23 protein-coding genes and 1 tRNA gene are annotated in these 19271 nt (G+C 68.0%); 10 read left to right on the top strand and 14 right to left on the bottom strand.

What is annotated here, in order from left to right:
* Positions 1-58 precede the first annotated feature (58 nt).
* From Q0C57_RS10475 to Q0C57_RS10460, 4 genes are all read right to left on the bottom strand, one after another.
* Positions 59-379, bottom strand: a complete 321-nt coding sequence (locus tag Q0C57_RS10475; protein WP_296575992.1) for a hypothetical protein — start codon at positions 377-379, stop codon at positions 59-61.
* A gap of 122 nt (positions 380-501) precedes the next feature.
* Entirely contained in the window at positions 502-717 is a 216-nt protein-coding gene (locus Q0C57_RS10470) for a DUF3126 family protein (protein ID WP_296575989.1), read from the bottom strand.
* Between the two features lie 540 nt (positions 718-1257).
* Entirely contained in the window at positions 1258-2112 is an 855-nt protein-coding gene (locus tag Q0C57_RS10465) for an alpha/beta hydrolase (protein ID WP_296575986.1), read from the bottom strand.
* 29 nt (positions 2113-2141) lie between these two features.
* Positions 2142-2924: an alpha/beta hydrolase gene (locus tag Q0C57_RS10460; protein WP_296575983.1), complete on the bottom strand. Its 783-nt coding sequence runs from the start codon at positions 2922-2924 to the stop codon at positions 2142-2144.
* A 182-nt stretch (positions 2925-3106) separates the two neighbouring features.
* Here Q0C57_RS10460 and Q0C57_RS10455 point away from each other — a divergent pair, with 182 nt between their 5' ends.
* A complete protein-coding gene (locus Q0C57_RS10455) occupies positions 3107-5320 on the top strand; it encodes a glycoside hydrolase family 3 N-terminal domain-containing protein (RefSeq protein WP_296575981.1) in 2214 nt (737 codons plus the stop codon).
* 6 nt (positions 5321-5326) lie between these two features.
* Here Q0C57_RS10455 and Q0C57_RS10450 read toward each other — a convergent pair whose 3' ends face one another.
* The 3 genes from Q0C57_RS10450 to Q0C57_RS10440 form a co-directional block, all read right to left on the bottom strand.
* On the bottom strand, positions 5327-6082 hold the full coding sequence (locus Q0C57_RS10450) for a proteasome-type protease (protein ID WP_296575978.1): 756 nt from the start codon (positions 6080-6082) through the stop codon (positions 5327-5329).
* 108 nt (positions 6083-6190) lie between these two features.
* Complete coding sequence (locus Q0C57_RS10445; RefSeq protein ID WP_296575975.1) at positions 6191-6406, bottom strand: SlyX family protein; 216 nt, start codon at positions 6404-6406, stop codon at positions 6191-6193.
* On the bottom strand, positions 6403-7161 hold the full coding sequence (locus tag Q0C57_RS10440; RefSeq protein WP_296575973.1) for a rhodanese-related sulfurtransferase: 759 nt from the start codon (positions 7159-7161) through the stop codon (positions 6403-6405). The genes Q0C57_RS10445 and Q0C57_RS10440 overlap by 4 nt, the downstream gene beginning before the upstream one ends.
* Positions 7162-7296: 135 nt before the next feature.
* Between Q0C57_RS10440 and Q0C57_RS10435 the strand changes: the two genes are divergently transcribed.
* The 6 genes from Q0C57_RS10435 (at position 7297) to gpt (ending at position 12494) form a co-directional block, all read left to right on the top strand.
* Positions 7297-7599: a hypothetical protein gene (locus Q0C57_RS10435; RefSeq protein ID WP_296575970.1), complete on the top strand. Its 303-nt coding sequence runs from the start codon at positions 7297-7299 to the stop codon at positions 7597-7599.
* Between the two features lie 142 nt (positions 7600-7741).
* Positions 7742-9169 (top strand): circularly permuted type 2 ATP-grasp protein, encoded by a 1428-nt coding sequence (locus Q0C57_RS10430; RefSeq protein ID WP_296575967.1) that lies wholly within the window; start codon positions 7742-7744, stop codon positions 9167-9169.
* 14 nt (positions 9170-9183) lie between these two features.
* Positions 9184-10128, top strand: a complete 945-nt coding sequence (locus Q0C57_RS10425; protein ID WP_296575964.1) for an alpha-E domain-containing protein — start codon at positions 9184-9186, stop codon at positions 10126-10128.
* A gap of 13 nt (positions 10129-10141) precedes the next feature.
* Positions 10142-10966 carry a transglutaminase family protein gene (locus Q0C57_RS10420; RefSeq protein ID WP_296575962.1) on the top strand — a complete coding sequence of 275 codons (825 nt, stop codon included), beginning with the start codon at positions 10142-10144 and terminating at the stop codon, positions 10964-10966.
* 104 nt (positions 10967-11070) lie between these two features.
* Complete coding sequence (locus tag Q0C57_RS10415; protein WP_296575960.1) at positions 11071-11841, top strand: molybdopterin-binding protein; 771 nt, start codon at positions 11071-11073, stop codon at positions 11839-11841.
* 158 nt (positions 11842-11999) lie between these two features.
* Complete coding sequence (gene gpt, locus Q0C57_RS10410) at positions 12000-12494, top strand: xanthine phosphoribosyltransferase (protein WP_296575957.1); 495 nt, start codon at positions 12000-12002, stop codon at positions 12492-12494.
* 6 nt (positions 12495-12500) lie between these two features.
* Here the strand turns inward: gpt and Q0C57_RS10405 are convergent, their stop codons facing one another.
* Positions 12501-12671, bottom strand: a complete 171-nt coding sequence (locus Q0C57_RS10405) for a hypothetical protein (RefSeq protein ID WP_296575954.1) — start codon at positions 12669-12671, stop codon at positions 12501-12503.
* Between the two features lie 219 nt (positions 12672-12890).
* Here Q0C57_RS10405 and Q0C57_RS10400 point away from each other — a divergent pair.
* A tRNA-Leu gene (locus Q0C57_RS10400) sits at positions 12891-12975 on the top strand.
* A gap of 145 nt (positions 12976-13120) precedes the next feature.
* The gene (locus tag Q0C57_RS10395) at positions 13121-13660 is read left to right on the top strand and encodes a DUF3617 family protein (RefSeq protein ID WP_296575951.1); all 540 of its coding nucleotides are present in this window, start codon (positions 13121-13123) and stop codon (positions 13658-13660) included.
* Between the two features lie 4 nt (positions 13661-13664).
* Here the strand turns inward: Q0C57_RS10395 and Q0C57_RS10390 are convergent, their stop codons facing one another.
* From Q0C57_RS10390 to Q0C57_RS10370, 5 genes are all read right to left on the bottom strand, one after another.
* Positions 13665-14840: an FAD-dependent monooxygenase gene (locus Q0C57_RS10390; protein WP_296575949.1), complete on the bottom strand. Its 1176-nt coding sequence runs from the start codon at positions 14838-14840 to the stop codon at positions 13665-13667.
* Between the two features lie 7 nt (positions 14841-14847).
* On the bottom strand, positions 14848-15096 hold the full coding sequence (locus tag Q0C57_RS10385; protein ID WP_296575947.1) for a zinc-finger domain-containing protein: 249 nt from the start codon (positions 15094-15096) through the stop codon (positions 14848-14850).
* 61 nt (positions 15097-15157) lie between these two features.
* A complete protein-coding gene (locus tag Q0C57_RS10380; protein WP_296575944.1) occupies positions 15158-15787 on the bottom strand; it encodes an exopolysaccharide biosynthesis protein in 630 nt (209 codons plus the stop codon).
* Positions 15788-15820: 33 nt separating this feature from the next.
* A complete protein-coding gene (locus tag Q0C57_RS10375; RefSeq protein WP_296575942.1) occupies positions 15821-16441 on the bottom strand; it encodes an exopolysaccharide biosynthesis protein in 621 nt (206 codons plus the stop codon).
* 103 nt (positions 16442-16544) lie between these two features.
* On the bottom strand, positions 16545-16847 hold the full coding sequence (locus Q0C57_RS10370; RefSeq protein ID WP_296575939.1) for an aspartate-semialdehyde dehydrogenase: 303 nt from the start codon (positions 16845-16847) through the stop codon (positions 16545-16547).
* Positions 16848-17087: 240 nt separating this feature from the next.
* Here Q0C57_RS10370 and bcsS point away from each other — a divergent pair, with 240 nt between their 5' ends.
* Positions 17088-17747 (top strand): cellulose biosynthesis protein BcsS, encoded by a 660-nt coding sequence (gene bcsS / locus Q0C57_RS10365; RefSeq protein ID WP_296575937.1) that lies wholly within the window; start codon positions 17088-17090, stop codon positions 17745-17747.
* On the opposite strand, the gene Q0C57_RS10360 is transcribed toward bcsS, so the two are convergent.
* The gene (locus Q0C57_RS10360) at positions 17741-19270 is read right to left on the bottom strand and encodes a glycosyltransferase family 39 protein (RefSeq protein WP_296575936.1); all 1530 of its coding nucleotides are present in this window, start codon (positions 19268-19270) and stop codon (positions 17741-17743) included. The two genes, bcsS and Q0C57_RS10360, sit on opposite strands and share 7 nt — an antisense overlap.
* Position 19271 lies beyond the last annotated feature (1 nt).

Below are 19271 nucleotides of genomic sequence, written 5' to 3'. Positions count from 1 at the left end.
TGACGGGTCGAGGATGCGCCGGGCCCGTGTCAGGGCATGTCAGGGGCGTGCCGGGTGGTCACAGGCCGAAGGCATGCAGGACCATGGTCAGCACACGCCCGGACATCAGGCTCCAGATCAGCGCCACAAGCGTTGCCAGGAAGACGAACTCGAACCGGCGGTTCTCGATGCGGCGGCCGCGGATCGTGTTGCGCACGATGATGACGGGAGCGGCGAAGGCGAGAAAGGGGATCGCCAGAACCGCGGCAGCGCCGCCGCTCTGCAGCAGGCGGAAACTCGCGGGCTTGGCGGCAAGTGCACGGTAGAGCGCCACCAGAAGTCCGGAAATCGCAAAACCCAGCGCGAGCGAGTGGAGAAGCTGGAGGCTGACCTGAGACATGACGCGCGACCCGATGGGACAGAAGGGCCTGCCGCCCTCGTCCCGATCGGTACCGCGTCATTAGGATTTTGTTAAGAGGCCGAGCCGATTTCCTTAAGGAAGGGTTAATCGGCCGATCGGCCTCACGCCTCCTCGAGATCGATGTCGAGAATGGAGATGGTGACCGTGTAGGAGGTCTCACCCTCATCCACGTCCTTGTAGAGCGTGCCGATCTGCTCGTCGCCGATCATCACCTCGACCATCTCCTTGCGGCGCATGTTGGGCTGCAGCTTGATCGTCTGGTTGCCGAACTTGCGGCGCAGGTAGTCCTGAATCTTGGTGATCTCGGTGCGGTCCATGGGCGACCTCCCTTGTTGCGCTGGTTGCGCCGTGTGCCATGGCCGGGGTGGTCAAGTCAAAGCCGCCGCGCCGCACCCGCCGGGCCGGGGCGAACTGGGTCACCGGCGCCTTGACCTCCCTCTTGTTCGCGAGGGCGCGGGAGTCCTGCAGGCCGCGAACAAGGCTCACTGAGCAATTGAGACGGCTGGTCGACCTCCTGGCCGGTGGAGGACCGCACGCCGGACGAAGGTCTGCCGGACGAGGGTCGGCAGCACCAGAAGCGCAGCGGCGAAGGTGGCGGGCGGTGCGGATCGTCGTGAGACCTCCCCTGCGCGTGGCCCTGGTCCAGATTTGCGCTGCTGCTCCGCCATGGCCGTCGCCCACCCCTCCGTATTCGATTGCTTCACCCGTTCTGCAATGCCCGACGCTCCGCGCGTTGCGCGGCGATCTTGAATCGAAACCGCAGGATGAAGGCCACGCTGAATCGGAATCGGAGCGTGACCCTGCCTACTCAAGCCCCTGATGAAAATTGGGAAAACCTCAGAACCTGCGACAGGCGCTCAGCCGAGGAAAGCCAGGATCGCGTCGGCGAAGATGTCGTTCTTGTCCCCCGCCACCATATGCCCGGCGCCGCTGACGTCGACGAAACGGGCATGGGGCACGAGGGCGAGGAAGGCATTAGCGCTCTCCTGCGACACGATGTCGGAGGCATTGCCGCGCACCAGGAGTGTCGGCACCGACAGCCGCCGCGCCGCATCCTCGAGGGTGGCGACGATCGTCGCCCGGTCGGTGTTGACCGTCCGCCCGCCTTCGAGAAAGGCCGGATCCCAGTGCCAGTACCAGCGGCCGTCATCGCGGAGCCGGAGGTTCTTCTTCAGCCCATCCGTCGACGGGGGCCGGGTCCGGCTCGGCAGATAGGCCGCCACCGATTCGGCTGCCTCCTCGACGCTGGCGAACCCCTCCTTGGCCCGCGCCCGCATGAAGCTCTGCACGTGCATCACGCCGGTTTCTTCCATGCGAGGGACGATGTCGACAAGCACCAGGGCGGAGAAACAGGCTGCGACGCCAAGCGCATTGAGCGCCGCGATCCCGCCGAGCGAGGCGCCGATGACCGCTGGCGTCGCTCCGAACCGCGCGGCGATGGCATGACCGAGAGCCACGGCGTCACCACTGTAATCGGCAAAGGCATAGGCCCCATTGGCCACCCATTCACTGTCGCCATGGCCACGCTGGTCGACGGCGATCGCCGTGAAGCCGCGCTCGGCGAGCCTGCGGGCGGTGGCGCGCCAGGCATGACGCGTCTGCCCGCCGCCATGGAGCAGCAGAGCCACCTTCTCGCCATGGCCGTAGACGTCGGCCTCCAGCCGGTTGCCGTCCTGGCCGGTGAAACGCGCGTGGCGGGGATGCTGGGACATGGCGGCGCGGTCCGATGAGAGGCCAATCGTCAGGCGGCGATCCGGGCGAGGAAAGCGAGCGCACCGGCCTTGAAGACCTTGTCGCCCACGGCCGGCATATGATCGCGATCCGGGATCGAAAGCACCTCCCCCTTGGGGATGATCGCGGCCAGCGGCTCCGGCGCGCCGGCAATCTCATCCTTCGTCCCCACCGCGATGAGCACCGGACAGGCGATCGAGGCGGCCTCCTCGCGGCTCATCAGGTTGCGCGAGCCGCGGATGCAGGCGGCCAGCGCCCGCCGGTCCGACTGGGTCTGCATGGCGAAGGCGCGGAACATGCGGCCCTGCGGGTCGGTGACTTCCTCCAGCGTCTCCGCCTCCAGCGCCTCGGCGATGGTCTCCGGCAGGCCGACCCCGTCGATGAGCTTGATGCCGAGGCCGCCCATGATCGCCGCCTTTACCCGGCCGGGATGGCGCTGAGCGAGGAACGCCGTGATGCGCGACCCCATGGAATAGCCGAGCACCACCGTGCTCTCGATGCCAAGATGGTCGAGCAGCGCCCGTGCATCCTCGGCCATCAGCGTCGTGTGGTAGGCGGCGGGATCGTAGAGCTTGTCCGAATCGCCATGGCCGCGATTGTCGAGCGCGATGACGCGCCGGCCGGCCCTGGTCAGCGTGTCCACCCAGCCCGGATAGGTCCAGTTGATATGGGCATTGGAGGCGAAGCCATGGATGCAGAGGACCGGATCGCCCTTCCCCGTGTCGAAATAGGCGATCTCGACGCCGTCGGAGGCAAAGCGTTGCTTGGGCAGGCGGGAGGAGGACGCGATCATGGCGGAGCTATAGCCGGAGGTTGCGGCCTGCGGAACCCGCCAGCCGGCGGAACAGGCGTGACGCCCGGCCGCGGCTGGGGGGCCGTTGCGGAACGCGTGAGAACACGGCTAGGAAGCTGATGCCTTCGCTGCCGGTTGCAACCCATGCCCGGCCGCATGCCCTGAGGAGCCGCGCGCCCCCGATGAATGTCCTGACCCGCCGCCTGCTCCCGCTTCTCCTCGCCATCGCCCCCCTGCCGGCCCTCGCCCAGCAGCCCCCCGCCCCCCCGGCTCTCGCCTGGAAGACCGGCGCCGAGGCGCGGGCGATCGAGCGACGCATCGATGCCCTGCTCGCGCGCATGACCACAGCCGAGAAGATCGGCCAGCTCAACCTGCGCGGCCGCGGCGACGACTTCCGGCCCGAGTGGATCGCCCAGGGCCGCACCGGCGCCGTGATGAATTTCACCGAACCCACCGAGATCGCCGCCGTCCGGGCGCAGGTGGCCCGGTCGCGGCTGCAGATTCCGCTGATCCTCGGCCTCGATGCCATCAACGGCTTTGCCACCTATTTCCCACAGCCGATCGGCCAGGCCGCCACCTTCAACCCGCGCCTGGTCGAACTCGCCTCCTATTGGTCTGCCCGCGAGGCCCGTGCCACCGGCATCAACTGGACCTTTGCGCCGATGATCGACATGACGCGCGATGCCCGTTGGGGCCGCAACATGGAGGGCGCCGGCGAGGACGTGCACCTGGCCTCCGTCGTCGCCGCCGCGCGCGTCGCCGGCTACCATCGCGGCGGCCTCGCCACCTCCGCCAAGCACTTCATCGGTTACGGCGCTGCCGAGGGTGGACGTGACTATAACAGCGTCTGGATCCCGGTTTCTGAACTTTGGGACTACCAGATGCCGGCATTCCGGGCGGCGATTGCCGCCGGCACCTTCACCGTCATGACCTCGCTGAGCGCCATGAACGGCATCGCCGCGACCGGCGACCGCACCCTCGTCACCGACATCCTGAAAGGCCGTCTCGGTTTCCGCGGTTTCGTCGTCTCCGACTTCGATTCGGTGCGTGAACTGATCAATCACGGCATGGCGGCCGACAGGGCCGAGGCGGCACGCAAGGCCTTCCTCGCCGGCGTCGACATGGACATGATGTCGGGCGCCTATGACGCCCATCTCGCCGACGAGATCCGTGCCGGCCGGGTACCGGCCGCCGCCCTCGACGAGGCGGTCCGCCGCGTGCTGCGCGTCAAGTTCCATATGGGTCTTTTCGAGGAACCGCCCTTCGACCCAACGACCGCTGCGCGTGACATGGCGACGCCCGCCGCCAGGGCCGATTCCCTCGCCGTGGCGCGCGAATCCATCGTCATGCTGCGCAACCGCGAGGCGATTCTCCCGCTGCGTCCGTCCGTGCGTTCCATCGCCGTCGTCGGCGGTGCCGCGACCCATCAGGAGGACTGGCAGTATTCTGACAATGCCGGCCTGCCCCGGGTCCGTCCGCCGAAACTGCCGGACGAACTCTCGCGCCTGCTCGGCCCCGACGTGGCGATCAGCTTCGCGCCCGGCCTCGCGACCCATTGCAACCTCGCTGCCGGCGACACGGCCGGTGCCGTGCGTACGGCGGAAGCCGCCGATGTCGTCGTCGTCATGCTCGGCGAGGATTGCGAACAGATCGGCGAGGGCACCTCGCGCGCCCATCTCGACCTGCCGCCGGTTCAGCAGACCCTGCTCGACGCGCTGATTGCCACCGGCAAGCCGGTCGTTGTCATCCTCCACACGACGCGCCCCTTCGTGCTGACACGCTTTGCCGATCGCGTTGCGGCCATCCTCCAGGCCTTCCACCTCGGCACTGAGGGCCGCACCGCCCTCGCCGAGGTCATGACCGGCCGCACCAATCCCTCGGGCAAGCTGCCCATGACCTTCCCGCGCGCCACCGGCCAAGTGCCGATCTACTACGACGCGCTGCCGACCGGCCGTCCGCGCCTGACCAATGCCCGCTATGAGACCGGCTATACCGACGAGAAGCTCGAGCCGCTCTACCCCTTCGGTTTCGGCCTGTCCTTCTCACGCTTCACCTTCGACGCGCTGACGCTGGACGCCCCGCGCGTGGCGCGCAACGGCACGGTCTCCGGCTCCGTTCGCGTCTCGAATGTCTCCGGACCGGCGGGCAAAGAGGTCGTCCAGGTCTATGTCAGGCAGATGGTCGGCTCGCGCTCGCGGCCGGTCCGCCAGTTGCGCTTCTTCGAGAAGGTCGAGGTCGGCGCCGGCGGCCACGCGACCGTCCGCTTCGCCATTCCTGTGCGAAGCCTGGGTTTCCACGACGACCAGGCGCGCTATCGCGTCGAGCCCGGTGCATACGAGATCTATGTCGGGAATGATTCGAACGCGACGCTGACGGCGCGGTTCACGGTGCGCTGAAGCCGCTCACTTCACCACGTTGGAGCCGGAATAAGGCGGCGGCGGAATGTCCATATGCGCCTTGCGCAGCGCCGCCGACCAACGCTCGCGCAGGTCATGGAAATAGGGCTCGCCGGGCTCAATCCGGTAATGGGTCTGCAGGAAGGCGTCGCCCCGCGGCATCACCGCGATGTCGATGGGCATGCCCACGCCGAGATTGGAGCGCATGGTCGAATCCATCGAGACCAGACCGATCTTCAGCGCATCGTTCAGGTTGGTGTCGAACTTGATGGCGCGGTCGAGGATCGGCTTGCCGTATTTGTGCTCGCCGATCTGCAGATAGGGCGTATCGACCGTGCATTCGATATAGTTGCCGGCGGCATAGACCATGAACAGGCGCAGCGACCGGCCCTTGATCTGTCCGCCGAAGAGGAACGAGGCCTCGAACTTGATGCCATCCTCCTCGAGCCCCGGACCGTCGATGCGCCTGACCTCGCGGATGGCCCGGCCCACCCGCTGCGCCGCCTGGAACATGGTCGGCGCGTTGAGAATGGTTTCCAGTTCGCCGGTCTCCTCGTTGGGCAGGCCTTCGTGAAGGAAGCCGAGAACGGACTGGGTGATCGACAGATTCCCGGCGGAGGCAAGCGCCATGACCCGCTCGCCGGGCTTCTGGAAAACGTGCAGCTTGCGGAAGGTCGAGATGTTGTCGAGGCCCGCGTTGGTGCGGGTGTCGGCAATCATCACCAGCCCGTCGCGCACGAGGATGCCGCAACAATAGGTCATCAGCGATTCTCCAGGAACCCAACCGTGTAGCCGCGGCCAACGTGATGAGCAACGCAGCAGGCGTTGCGGGTGGGTTGCTCCACAGGGCGAAGCCGGCGCGCCGCGGGATCAGTAATGGGGAGGCGGCGGCTCGGGTCCCTGCGGGCCGGCGTTCTGGGCCTCGCGCAACTGGTCCTCGAGCCGTGCCACGAGTCGTTGCAACCGCGTCAGCTCGGCCCATTGGGCGGTGATCGTGGCGTTCAGGTCCTCGATCGTCTGGTCCTGATAGGCTGCCTTGATCTCCAGGGCTTCGAGACGGGCGGCGAGGTCGGAGATTTCGCTCATGCCAGTTCGATCCCCTCCGCGGTCTCCGGCGCCTCGGCGAGGCCATGACCGAGGGCGACCCGGCCGTCGAAGACGAAACAGCCGCCGCGCCACAGGCTCTCGCGCTCCGGCACCTGCTCAAGATAGGCGAGGATGCCGCCTTTGAGATGATGCACCTCGGCAAATCCCTGGTCGATGAGATAGGCGCTGGCCTTTTCGCAGCGGATGCCGCCGGTGCAGAACAGGGCGATGCGCCGGTGCCGGGCGGGATCGAGCTCGCGGGCGACATAGTCCCTGAACTGGCCGAAGCTGACGGTTCCCGGATCGCGTGCCCCGACGAAGGTTCCGATCGCCACCTCGAAGGCGTTGCGCGTGTCGATCACGACAGTCTCGGAATCGGCGATCAGCGCGTTCCAGTCGGCGGGCGCCACATAGGTGCCGACGCGCTGCGAGGGATCGGTCGCGCCACCGTCGAAGGCGACGATCTCGCGCTTCACCCTCACTTTCAGCCGGCCGAACGGCAAGGCGGAGGCAGTCGAAAACTTCAGCTCCATGCCGGCGAGCCGGTTGCCGAAAACCCAGCCGCCGGAGAGCTTCGCGACGAGGTCGTCGATCGCCTCGTCGGTGCCGGCCACCGTACCGTTGATCCCTTCCGGCGCCAGCAGCAGCGTCCCCCTGATGCCGAGCTCCGCGCACAGCTCCCGGAGCGGGGCGACGAGATCGGCGCAGTCCGGCAGGGGGGCGAAGCGATAGAGGGCGGCGACCTTGACGGCCATGGGGTCTCCGGTGGTGACAAGCGGACCCTGCCATAGCCTCCGCCCCCGGCCGGAGCAATGGCGCGGTTCCGGTGGGGCCGCTGGCGGTGCTAGCTTCTAGCAATGTCCGCCGATCCCTCCGCCGATCCCTCCGCAATGCTCCCGCGCCGGCTGCGCCTCGCCCCCGAATGGGAATGCTGGCCCACCTGGGACCACGAGACCGGCGACAACCTCGACCCCGAATGCCTCGGCCTTCCCGACGGGATCGTGGCGCGGATCAACGACTGGGACGCCGTCTTCCAGGCGATCTATGATCGCGACGATCCGCTCGCGAGCCGCTTTCCCTCCAGCGACGCCGAGGCGGCCTATATCGCGGATGGCCGCGCCATCGCCGCGGCCCTCGCCGGCCTGCTGCCGCCCGGTGCGCTGGTGGTCGAGATCGCCGGCCGCGACACGTGACCCGTTCGCGGCGGCGCTTGTGCATCTGCGAAAGCCCCCTTCCCTTGCGACGTGATTTGCCGCTAGCTTGTCGGCGAAGCGTCAGGATCGTTCCATCAGAGAAGGACCACGCTTCGTCTTCCAGAGGGGACTAGAGCCGTCAATGGCAGGCGATGCACCGATCTTCGATGAAATGAACCTCGCGGACGGTGCGGTCCGCCCCGCCTACGAAACCCTGGCTCGCTGGTTGAAGACCATACCGACGGACCTGCTCGCAACGCGCTCGCGCGAGGCCGAGGCGCTGTTCCGCCGCATCGGCATCACCTTCGCGGTCTATGGCGACGCCGCCTCGACCGAACGCCTGATCCCGTTCGACGTCATCCCGCGCGTCCTCACCAACGACGAATGGGTGCGGCTGTCGAAAGGCCTGACGCAGCGCGTGCGCGCCATCAACGCCTTCCTCGGCGACGTCTATACAAAGCGCGAGATCCTGCGCGCCGGCATCGTTCCTGAGGACCTCGTCTACCAGAATCCTGCCTTCCGGCCGGAAATGAACCAGCAGCCGGTGCCCCACGGCATCTATGTGATGATCGCCGGCATCGACATCGTCCGCGTCGACGCCGACACGTTCTATGTGCTCGAGGACAATGCCCGCACCCCCTCCGGGGTCTCCTACATGCTGGAGAACCGCGAGGTGATGATCCGCCTCTTCCCCGAGCTCTTCTCGCAGCACCGCGTCGCGCCGGTGGAGAACTACACCGATGACCTGCTCGCCACGATGAAGTCGGTGGCGCCGCGCTCGGCCTCCTCCGACCCGACCTGCGTGCTGCTGACGCCGGGCCTTTTCAATTCGGCCTATTACGAGCACACCTTCCTCGCCGACAAGCTCGGCGTCGAACTGGTCGAGGGCCGCGATCTCTTCGTCAAGGCCGACGTGGTCTACATGCGCACGACCGAGGGTCCCAAGCGTGTCGACGTCATCTACCGCCGCCTCGACGATGATTTCCTCGATCCGCTGGTGTTCCGTCCGGATTCGGCCCTCGGTGTGCCGGGCCTGATGTCGGCCTACCATGCCGGCAATGTCACGCTCGCCAATGCCGTCGGCACCGGCGTCGCCGACGACAAGGCCGTCTACAGCTACATGCCGGAGATCGTGAAATTCTATCTCGGCGAGGAGCCGATCCTGAAGAATGTCCCGACCTGGCGCTGCCGCGCGCCGGACGAGCTGAAATATGTCCTCGACCATCTGCCCGAGCTCGTCGTCAAGGAGGTTCACGGCTCCGGCGGCTACGGCATGCTGATCGGGCCTAAGGCCGCGGCGGCCGAGATCGAACTGTTCCGCCACAAGCTGGTGAAGGACCCGTCGAATTTCATCGCCCAGCCGACGCTCGCCCTCTCCACCTGCCCGACCCTGGTCGAGGAGGGCGTCGCGCCCCGCCATGTCGACCTCAGGCCCTTCGTCCTGACCGGACGCGACAAGGTGCGCATCGTCCCCGGCGGCCTCACCCGCGTGGCGCTGAAGGAGGGCTCCCTGGTGGTCAATTCCAGCCAGGGCGGCGGCACCAAGGACACCTGGGTCCTGGACTCGTGAGATAGGCGGAACCCATGCTCTCCCGTACCGCCGACAATCTCTTCTGGCTGGCCCGCTATGTCGAACGGGCCGAATATCTCGCCCGCATCATCGAGGCCTCGACCCGCCTCGCCAATCTGCCCTCCGCCTATGCCGGGACGTCGAACGAATGGGAGTCGGCGGTCGCCACCGCCGGGTGCGCCCATCTCTTCTACCAGGCGCATGACAAGGCGACCCGCGAGACGGTGATCGACTTCCTCGCCTTCTCGCCCGACAACCCCTCCTCCATCCGCTCCTGTTTCGAGGTGGCCCGCACCAATGCGCGCTCGGTGCGCACGGCGCTGACGGTGGAGATGTGGGACGCCATCAACGCCGCATGGCTGGAACTGTCGAAATACCGGGCGAGCGGCCTCAACCAGGACGAACACCTGGCCAATTTCCTCTCTTTCGTGAAGGAAACGGGCCTGCGGTTCGACGGCTCGGCCTATCGCACCATGCTGCGGTCCGACGGCTACTGGTTCTCGCGCCTCGGTGTGATGATCGAGCGGGCCGACAACACCGCCCGCATCCTCGACGTGAAATATCACGTGCTGCTGCCCGGCGCCGAGCAGGTCGGCGGGTCGCTGGACTATTTCCAGTGGTCGGCGATCCTCAGGGCCGTCTCGGCGCTGACCGCCTATCACTGGGTCTACAAGGAGAGCCTGAAGCCCTGGCTGGTCGCCGACCTCCTGATCCTCAACGACCAGATGCCGCGCTCGCTCGCCGCCTGCTACGAGAGCATCGTGCGCAACCTCGACAGCCTGTCGCTCGCCTATGGCCGCCAGGGCCCGGCCCAGCGCGCTGCCCGTGCCACCCGGACGAAGCTCGAAAGCGCCCGGATCGAGGATATCTTCCAGTCCGGCCTGCACGAATTCGTCTCGGACTTCATCACCGAGAACAACCGGCTGGGTGCCGCCATCACCCAGCAATATCTGACCTGAGCGGGCGGCCGCCATGCGCATCCGCATCGCCCACGAGACCATCTACAGCTATGCCGTCCCCGCCCATGCGGTGATCCAGACGCTGCGGCTGACCCCGCGCAACTACGAGGGCCAGCACGTCGCGACCTGGCGCATCGACGTCGACCAGGACTGCCGCCTCGATGCCCACGAGGACGCCTTCGGCAACATCACCCACACCTTCTCCTGCACCGGGCCGGTGCAGACCCTCACCGTCCGCGTCGATGGCCTTGTCGAGACGTCCGACACCGCCGGCGTGGTGCGCGGCGCCATCGAGCGGTTTCCGCCCGGCCTCTACCTGCGCGGCACCGACCTGACCACCGCCGACGGCGAGATCCGCGCCTATGCCGAGGCCCGCGAGCGGCCGGGCGACCGGCTCTCGACGCTCCACGCCCTGCTCGACGACCTCGCCCGCGACATCACCTTCGACAAGGATCCAACCCATTCCGCCACCACGGCGGCGGAGGCCTTCGCGCTGAAGCGCGGCGTCTGTCAGGACTTCGCCCATATCTTCATCGCCGCGGCGCGCCACCTCAACATCCCTGCCCGCTATGTCGGCGGCTATTTCCTCCATGCCGACGGCACGGTGGACCAGGAGGCCGGCCACGCCTGGGCTGAAGCCCATGTCGAGGGCCTCGGCTGGGTCGGTTTCGACGCCGCCAACGGCCAGTGCCCGACCGAGCAGCACATCCGCATCGCCTGCGGCCTCGACTATCTCAATGCCGCGCCCATCCGCGGCTCGCGCCACGGCGGCGAGGGCGAGTTCCTGACCGTGAAGGTGGTGGTCGACCAGGCCTCGCGGCAGGTGCAGGTGCAGTAGAACCAAGCCGCAGCGCAGGGGAGCATTCCGCGCCTCACCGCCTGCAGGGCCCTTGCCGCAGGTCGCGCCGCGCTCTACCTCCGGGCTCATCCCGGAGCACCATCATGACCGAGCCGACCACCGTCACCGCCGCCATCCTCGTCATCGGCGACGAGATCCTCTCCGGGCGCACCAAGGACAAGAACATCGGCTACATTGCCGAGTACTGCACGGCCATCGGCATCGACGTGAAGGAGGTCAGGGTCGTCCCCGACGAGGAGGACGAGATCGTCCCCGCCCTCAACACGCTGCGGGCGAAGTACGGCTACGTCTTCACCACCGGCGGCATCGGCCCGACCCACGACGACATCACCGCCGACTGCATCGCCAAGGCCTTCGGCGTCTCCATCGACGTCGACCCGCGCGCCCGCGCCATGCTGCTGGAGCGCATCCCAGAGAAGGACCTGAACGAGGCCCGCCTGCGCATGGCGCGCATTCCGGCCGGCGCCGAGCTCATCGAGAACCCGGTGTCCAAGGCCCCGGGCTTCATGATCGGCAACGTCGTCACCATGGCCGGCGTGCCCTCGGTGATGCAGGCCATGATGGACGTCGTCTCTCCGCGCCTGAAGACCGGCACCAAGATGATCCAGGTCTCCATCGAGGCGCCGGGCCTGCGCGAGGGCGACATCGGCACGCCCTATGCCGCCATCGCCAAGGCCCACCCCGGCGTCATCATGGGCTCCTACCCGATGATGCAGGACGGCCGCTTCTGGACCCGCCTCGTGCTGCGCGCCAAGGACGAATCGCTGCTGGCGGCCGCCGAAGCGGCCGTCGTCGCCATGGTCGGCGAACACAAGGGGCCGGAGGCGCCCATCACGGTCACCCGCGGCGCCTGACATGGCCGCCGGGGCGTCACCACGCCATCGCGACGCTCCCGCTTGACCCTCGCTCCAGCGCGATTCCCTTGGGAAAAGCGCCGCGGGCGATTTGCGCCGAGGCCGCGCGCGGCTAGTGTCGCCGCCCTATCGATGATCTCGTGAGCGTGGAGCACCCCATGGCGACGCCGAATCCGGAAAAGGCCTTCCCGGTGGCCTGGGACCAGTTCCACCGCGACGCCCGGGCGCTGGCCTGGCGGATCAGCGGCGCCGGGCCGTTTCGCGCCATTGTCTGCATTACCCGCGGCGGCCTTGTGCCCGCCGCCATTGTCACGCGCGAACTCGGCATCCGCATGATCGAGACGGTCTGCATCGCCAGCTACCACGACTACCAGAGCCAGGGGCAGCTCAAGGTGATCAAGGAAGTCGCCCCGCAATTGCTGACCGATGGCGGCGAAGGCGTCCTCGTCGTCGACGACCTCGTCGATACCGGCAAGACCGCCAAGGTGGTGCGCGATATGCTGCCGAAGTCGCATATCGCGACGGTCTATGCCAAGCCGCTGGGTCGGCCGATGGTTGATACCTTCGTTACCGAGGTGTCCCAGGACACCTGGATCTATTTCCCCTGGGACATGGGCTACACCTTTCAGCCGCCGATCCGCGACGCCGGCTGACGCGTTTCACCGGCGTCCGAACAGCGCGATGCGCATCTGGTCTGTGCCCAGGCTCTCGTCGATCATCAGGCCGGCGCGCCGGCCGTCAGGGCCGAGCAAGCCGAGCACCAGCGGCGGATTCATGAACACCAGCAGGCTCATGAAGAACAGGAGAATCTTGGCGGGAGTGACCTTCACGGCGGCTCTCCTCGAACAGTGGTCTGGTCCTTCCCGCGATCCCCGGCGGACCATAGCCCGCAGCTTTCAACAGCCCGTTGACCGGACTGCTCGAAATGGTCAACGAACTGTTGCCCTGCCGTTAGGGTATCATTAATCCCGACAGTGCCGTTACGTCATCCGGCGCCCGTCAGGCCGCGGATGACAGGGTCTGCCGATCGCGCTAAGGCTCGGTCCGGAGCGGGCGTGGCGAAATCGGTAGACGCACGAGACTTAAAATCTTGCGGGGCAACCCGTGCCGGTTCGAGTCCGGCCGTCCGCACCATTGGCACCCCATCAGCGACAGCCCCGTGGCCTGAAAGAGAGGCTGTCGTTGGCGAGACATACGATAGCCACCGTGGCCCATCAGCCACTGTCGCCACGTCACCGCTGCCCTATGATCGCTGACGACGCCCCGTTCCGGAGACACCATGCTGAGGGTTCTGTTTCTTGTCGGCCTCACCGCCGGCCCAGCCCTCGCACAGCCGCAGGGCGTCGAGCTGCCGCTGCGCCGGCCCGGCTACTGGGAGATCCGCATGATGACCGGCGGCGGTCCGGGCGGCCAGGAATTCACCGTCCAGACCTGCACGGATGCCGCCACCGAGCGGCAGATGGTGCAGTTCGGCTTCGGCCAGCTCGGCCAGCAATGCCAGCGCTACGAGATCCGCCGCGACGGCGACGACTTCATCATCGAAAGCGACTGCCAGGTCGGCCAGACGCGGACCACGGCGCGCTCCGTCGTCTCCGGCGACCTCAGGGCCACCTATTCGCTGCGCATCGAGGGCACGGTGCAGACCATCGGACAGTCGGAGTTCCAGCAGACGCTCACCACGCAGCAGGGGCGTTTCGTCTCGGCGCGCTGCGGCGGCGGCCTGCGGCCCGGTGACATTCTGCTGCCCGGCGGCCAGCGGATGAACATCCGCGACCTCGCCGGCACGACCAACCAGGCCGAGACCCCGCCCCGGCGCTGATCCTTCAGGCCCGGTGGGCGTAGATCCAGTCCTGCTGTGCCAGCAGCCCGCGCCCGCCGAGCAGGCGGATGGCGGCGTCGCGGGCGAAGGCTGCGGGCCCCTTGAGGTGATAGATGACACCGTTGCGGCGGGCGAGCGACTGGACGCGCGCGACGCGCGCCCGGCGCGCCTCCTCATAGGCGCGGAAGGCACCGGCAAGGTCATCCGGCCCGGCCGCGCAGCAGGCAGCCAGTACCGCGGCATCCTCGATCGCCATGGCACCGCCCTGGGCCACGAAGGGCAGCATGGCATGGGCCGCATCCCCGATCAGCGTCGCCGATCCCTGCCCCGGGCCAAACCAGACCGGACGGTCGGCGAGGGACCAGCGCTGCCAGACTTCGACCGCAGCGATCAGCTGGCGCGGCGCCGCATCCCAGCCGGAGAGGCGTTGCGCGAGGACCGAGGCGTCGCCCGGCGCCCGCCAGCCGGCAACCGGGGCGGGGTCGCCGATGATCGCCACGACGTTGAACAGGCTGCCGCCGCGCAGCGGGTAATGGACGAGATGGGCATCGGGACCCAGCCAGAGCCCGAGCCGGTCACCGCGCAGCGCCGCGGGCACCGCCACCATCGGCAGGGTGGCCCGAAAGGCGCTGCGGTGCCGGAAGATCGGCGGGGTGGGATCACCGAGCCCGTGCCGCACCGCCGAGCGGATGCCGTCGGCGCCGACAAGCACGGCGACACGGCGGTGTTCTCCTCCTTCGAGGGTGAGGTCGAACCCAGCCCCGGCCGCCATGACGGTGGCGACGGCAGTGCCGGTCTCGATCATGATGGCCGGTTCCAGAGCGGCGGCCGCGGCGAGAGCGGCGAGAAGGTCGGCACGGTGGACGACCCACCAGGGTGAGCCCCAGCGCTGCGCCGCCGTCCCGCCCAGCGTCGCGGCAGCGAGAAGCGCGCCGGAGGATCCCGACCTGACGTCCATGCCCGCGGGCGCGACGATGACCGGCGCCAGCGCCTCGGCGAGACCGAGTGCGATCATGATCCGGCTGGCATTGGGGGAGAGCTGGATGCCGGCACCGACCTCTTCCAGCGCCGGGCTGCGCTCCAGGACGGTCGATGTGACCCCCGCCCTGGCAAGGCACAGGGCCAAGGTCAGGCCGCCGATACCGGCACCGGCAATGGTGACATGGCGCGCCGCGGGCACGCGCCGATCAGGCCTCGGCCAGGGTCTTCACATAGGCGCCGGCCGGGCGGGTCTCGTCGGCATGCAGCGCGGCGTCATACTTATAGAGGGTCGAGCAATAGGGGCAGACGATCTCGGTATCGCTGCCCATGTCGAGGAAGACATGCGGATGGTCGAAGGGCGCGCGCGCGCCCATGCACTGGAATTCCTTCACGCCGATATGGATGACGGCGACGCCGTCGTCATTGGCGAAATGGGGCACGATGAGATCGGCCATGTCAGGTCCTCGTCAGATCTGGGCGGACCATACTGTCCGTGGCCGCCCAAGTGAAGCCGGATCAGGCGGTCAGCCAGCCGAAACTCGTGATCGCCGCCGCCACCAGCGCCACCACCAGGGCGAGGACCAGGGCGGTCGCGACGATGCCGATGGCGTGACCGGCGGCGACGAGCATGCCGTCGTCCTCGAGCAGTCCGATCGACAGAACCACCAGCGCCACGCCAGGGGGGAAATTGCCGACCCAGGACAGCGGCAGGGCCAGGATGGCCCCGAGCAGCACGAACATGGCGCCAAGGATGACGTGCATCGGCCCGCGTGTCATGAAACTCCAGCGTGGACGCGCCACCCGCTCGACTTTCGCCACCCAGCCGATGGTGCGGTCGACCATGGCCGCGAGTTGGGCCCGCGGAATCGATTTCTCGCCGATGGCGGCAGGCAGCCAGGGCGCATGCCGGCCGATCATCATCTGCAGGCCCACAATGCCGATGACGATGCCGGACACGGTGGAGACGCCCGGAATCATCGGAATGATGTTCGGCAGGGCAAAGATCAGCACGAGCAGGCCAAAGGCACGGTCGCCGAGGGCGCGCGTCAGCCCGTCAAGAGAGATGCGTTCACCCTCGCCGACCGTCTTCAGCGCGAGGAAGATCTCGGACGTCCGGTGGACCGGGGGATCGGAATTCTCCTGCAAGGGACGAGTCTCCGCTGCGTTGACCGACCGCCATCAGAACAGGATGGACAGTGCACTTGCCATGATCGTGTAGCCGATTCCAGCGCTCACCGCCGTGGCGATCGCGGCGAGGACAAAGCCGGCAACAACCAGCAAACCGTCACGCTCGGTCAGGCCGAGACCGAGCACGCAGAGCGCGAGCCCCTGCGGCATCGACCCGATCCAGGGAATCGGCACGATGACCAGCAGCACCGCGAGGACCAGCACAGCCAATCCGACGAGGCGACGCGCAGTGGGCCCCGCCGCCAGCGCCAGCCGCGGCCGGGACATGGTTTCGAGACGCCGCAACAGCGGCAGCGTGCGGTTGACGACCTGGGTCAGGCGGGCACGCGGCAGCGCCGTGCCGGCGATGCGGTCGGGCAGCCACGGCACTTCCCGTCCCACGAGGATCTGCCAGGCAAGCATGACCAGCACGATACCCGTAAGAATCGGCAGGCCGGGAATGGGCAGGAGATTGGGCAGCCCGAAGAGGATCAGCGACAGGCCGAAAGCGCGCGAGCGCAGCGACGCCAACAGATCACCAACCGTCAGGCTCCCGAAAACCTCGGGATCGCTCGATGGCTTGGATGACATCAGCGCGGCAATGATCTGCGTTGTCTTCTCAGGGGTGGGCACGAGCGGATCCGGCGAGCAAAAGGGCGCTATCCATACGTCGCTCCGCGCTGCGCCGCCACTGCCAAGCGACGCTCGCCGGGCGACCAGCGACGATCGGCACGGATCAGTGGAGATAGGACAGGCTCTGGGCCATGCGCAGTTCGCGCGGCCGCACCAGCCGGGACGACACGACGGTGACGGCATGAAGTCGTCCGTCAAGGCTTTTCTCCCAGAACGCGAGGAATCTCTTCAGCACCGGGAAATAGGGCGCCTGATCGTAGTCCTGCCAGAGATAGGTCTGCAGCAGCAGCGGATGGTCGGGCATCCGGTAGAGGATCTCGGCAGTGGTGAGGGAATAGCCTTCGATCAGCCGGACGAAATCGGCGTCGATCCGGCGGGACGGAACGGAAGGGGACGGCGCTGGCATGACGGCCTCCGGCGAAGCTGCGACGATGCACTGGGTCTTGCTGGCCGACCGGCGACACGGCGGGCCGTCACGATTGAGCGACCAACTTGGTTAGCGGTTCATTAACGGTGGGCTGGCGTCGTGGCGCCCGCCCTCCCATCCGGTGATGTCCCATATGGCCAGCGGCGAGGTTCCGTGAGCGAATGACCCATGCGCGCATGGAGAGCATGGGGGACCATTGCCGTCGCATGGTTGCCGGGCGTGGCCCTCGCCGACACGCCCGCCGGGCCTCGTTTCACGAGTTTCCTCGGCCTCGATGGCGCCTTCGACGGGTTTCACCTCTCCTCAGGCCTCGATGCGCTGGCCGGTCGGCACGGCGAGGGCCGCGGCCTCGCCCTGCGCATCACCGCCGGCACGGGGATCTCGCGGTTCCGTATCGATCCCCTTCTGCCGGATCGGGTCCTGGAGACAACGACCACCGCCCGGCTCGTGGCCGGCTGGCGCGAACAGGGCCGCTGGGGCTCGGCAACCCTCTTCGCCGGCCTGGCCCTGGAGACGCGGCGCCTGTCGCCCGCCCTCCCCGACCCCCATCTGGGCACGCGCATCGGCCCGGTCCTAACGCTCGATGCCTGGCTTACCCCATTGGAGCGTGTGGCCGTCCAGCTCTACGCCACCTATGCGACTCCCTTCGCCGCGGCGAGCCTGCGCATCGCGCCCGGCTATGACATCGGCCGCGGCGTCCATATCGGGCCTGAAGCGACGTTCAGCACCCATCACGGCACGCTGCGCACACGGCTCGGCGTACATGCGACCGGAATCACAATCGGCCCCTTGGGGCTGCGCCTGTCGGCGGGCTTCGCACAGGATCGCGGTGGCCGTTCCGGTGCCTATGCCGGCCTGTCCCTGTGGCGGCGCTACTGAGGCGCGGTGAGATCGGGCAGGCCGGGCTGAAGCGGATCACGGGCGACGAAGAGCACCAGTTGGTCCATCCGGTCCGTCAGCCCGAATCGCGGCCGCCACAGCCGGTCGACCGTCCCGGCCGGATCCACCACCCGGTAGAACTGCCCGAGCCGCGCGCTGACTTCCGCCACGCGGCGGCTCTCCACCACCACCAGTACCGGCCGCGCGGCGATGGCCGCGGGATCGGGCGCCGTTTCCATGGCATAGCGCAGCCTTTCGCCGAGCTGGACCACCGGCAGCCGACCGGTGCCGTAGAAGCGCAGATGCGCCGTCGTCGTGTAGCTCGCCGTGCCGATCGTGCCCGCCCCGGCCCGCATGGCCGTCGCCTCGACAGCCTCCGCAGCGGCCCGCCAGCCATGCAACTGGCCGGTCGGATCGATGGCCAGCGGCGCCAGCCGGAAACCCGCATGGCCGATGACCAGGAGTCCAAGCACCACCCCGCTGACCACCGACCAGCGCAGGCCCGCCCGCAGCACTGCGGCGGCGCGGGGGGCAGCGGCCGGCAGGGCCTTTGCGCCGATCACGGCGGCGGCGATGGAAGCCGGCAGAAGACAGGCGGTCCAGTTGCCCTGGACGCGGTCGAACAGGCCGTACCAGACGAGATAGGCGAGCAGCGGCAGGACCGACACGGTCAGCAGCACGGCGCCCGGCTCGCGCTGGTCGAGAGCGCGGCGGCCAACCACCCACAGGCCCCAGAGCACCAGGATCCCGATCAGCGGCGTCAGCAGCGCCGCCTGCCCGGCCATGAATTCGGGCACGAAGCGCGGGTCGAAGGCCTTCGGAACGGCGCGTCCGAACTGCTTGGTGAGGGAGGCGCCGCCATGGGCGAGGTTCCACCACAGCACCGGCGCCATGACCGCGAGGCAGAGGATGCCGCCCGCATAGGGCCAGGGCGAGCGCAGCCAACGGCGAAGCTCCGGCACCAGCACGATCCAGAGCAGGATGGCCAAGCCGAGGAAGACGGCGGTATATTTGGAGATGAAGGCAAGACCGACGGCAAGGCCCGCCGCCAGCCACCAGACACCCCGGCCGGTGCGCCAGACCTCGACCAGGGCGAGCAGCGCCAGCGTCCAGAACAGCACGAGCGGCGTATCCGGTGTCACCAGCATGGCGCCGGCGCCGAGGAACAGCGTCGCCTGCACCATCCCCGCCCCGGCGATCGCCGCGGCCCGATCATCGGTCAGGCGCCAGACGAGACGCCAGACGCCGAGGCTCGCCGCCGCCGCCAGCAGCACAGAGAGCCAGCGGATGCCGAATTCCGTGTCGCCGAAAACCGCCGTGGAGGCACGGATCAGCAGTGCCACCATCGGCGGGTGGTCAAAATAGCCGAGGGCGAGATTCTGCGACCACAGGTGGTAATAGGCTTCGTCGGCGGCGAGGCCGAGGGACCCGGCCGCCCAGAGCCGCACCGCCGTCAGGACGCAGACCAGAACCAGGACGGCACCGGCGCTCCCGGCCCAGACCGGGCGCAAGGCCGGTGCCATG

Source organism: Phreatobacter sp., from assembly GCF_022843985.1.
GTDB lineage: Bacteria > Pseudomonadota > Alphaproteobacteria > Rhizobiales > Phreatobacteraceae > Phreatobacter.
This window is presented reverse-complemented; position numbering and strand designations above follow the sequence as displayed.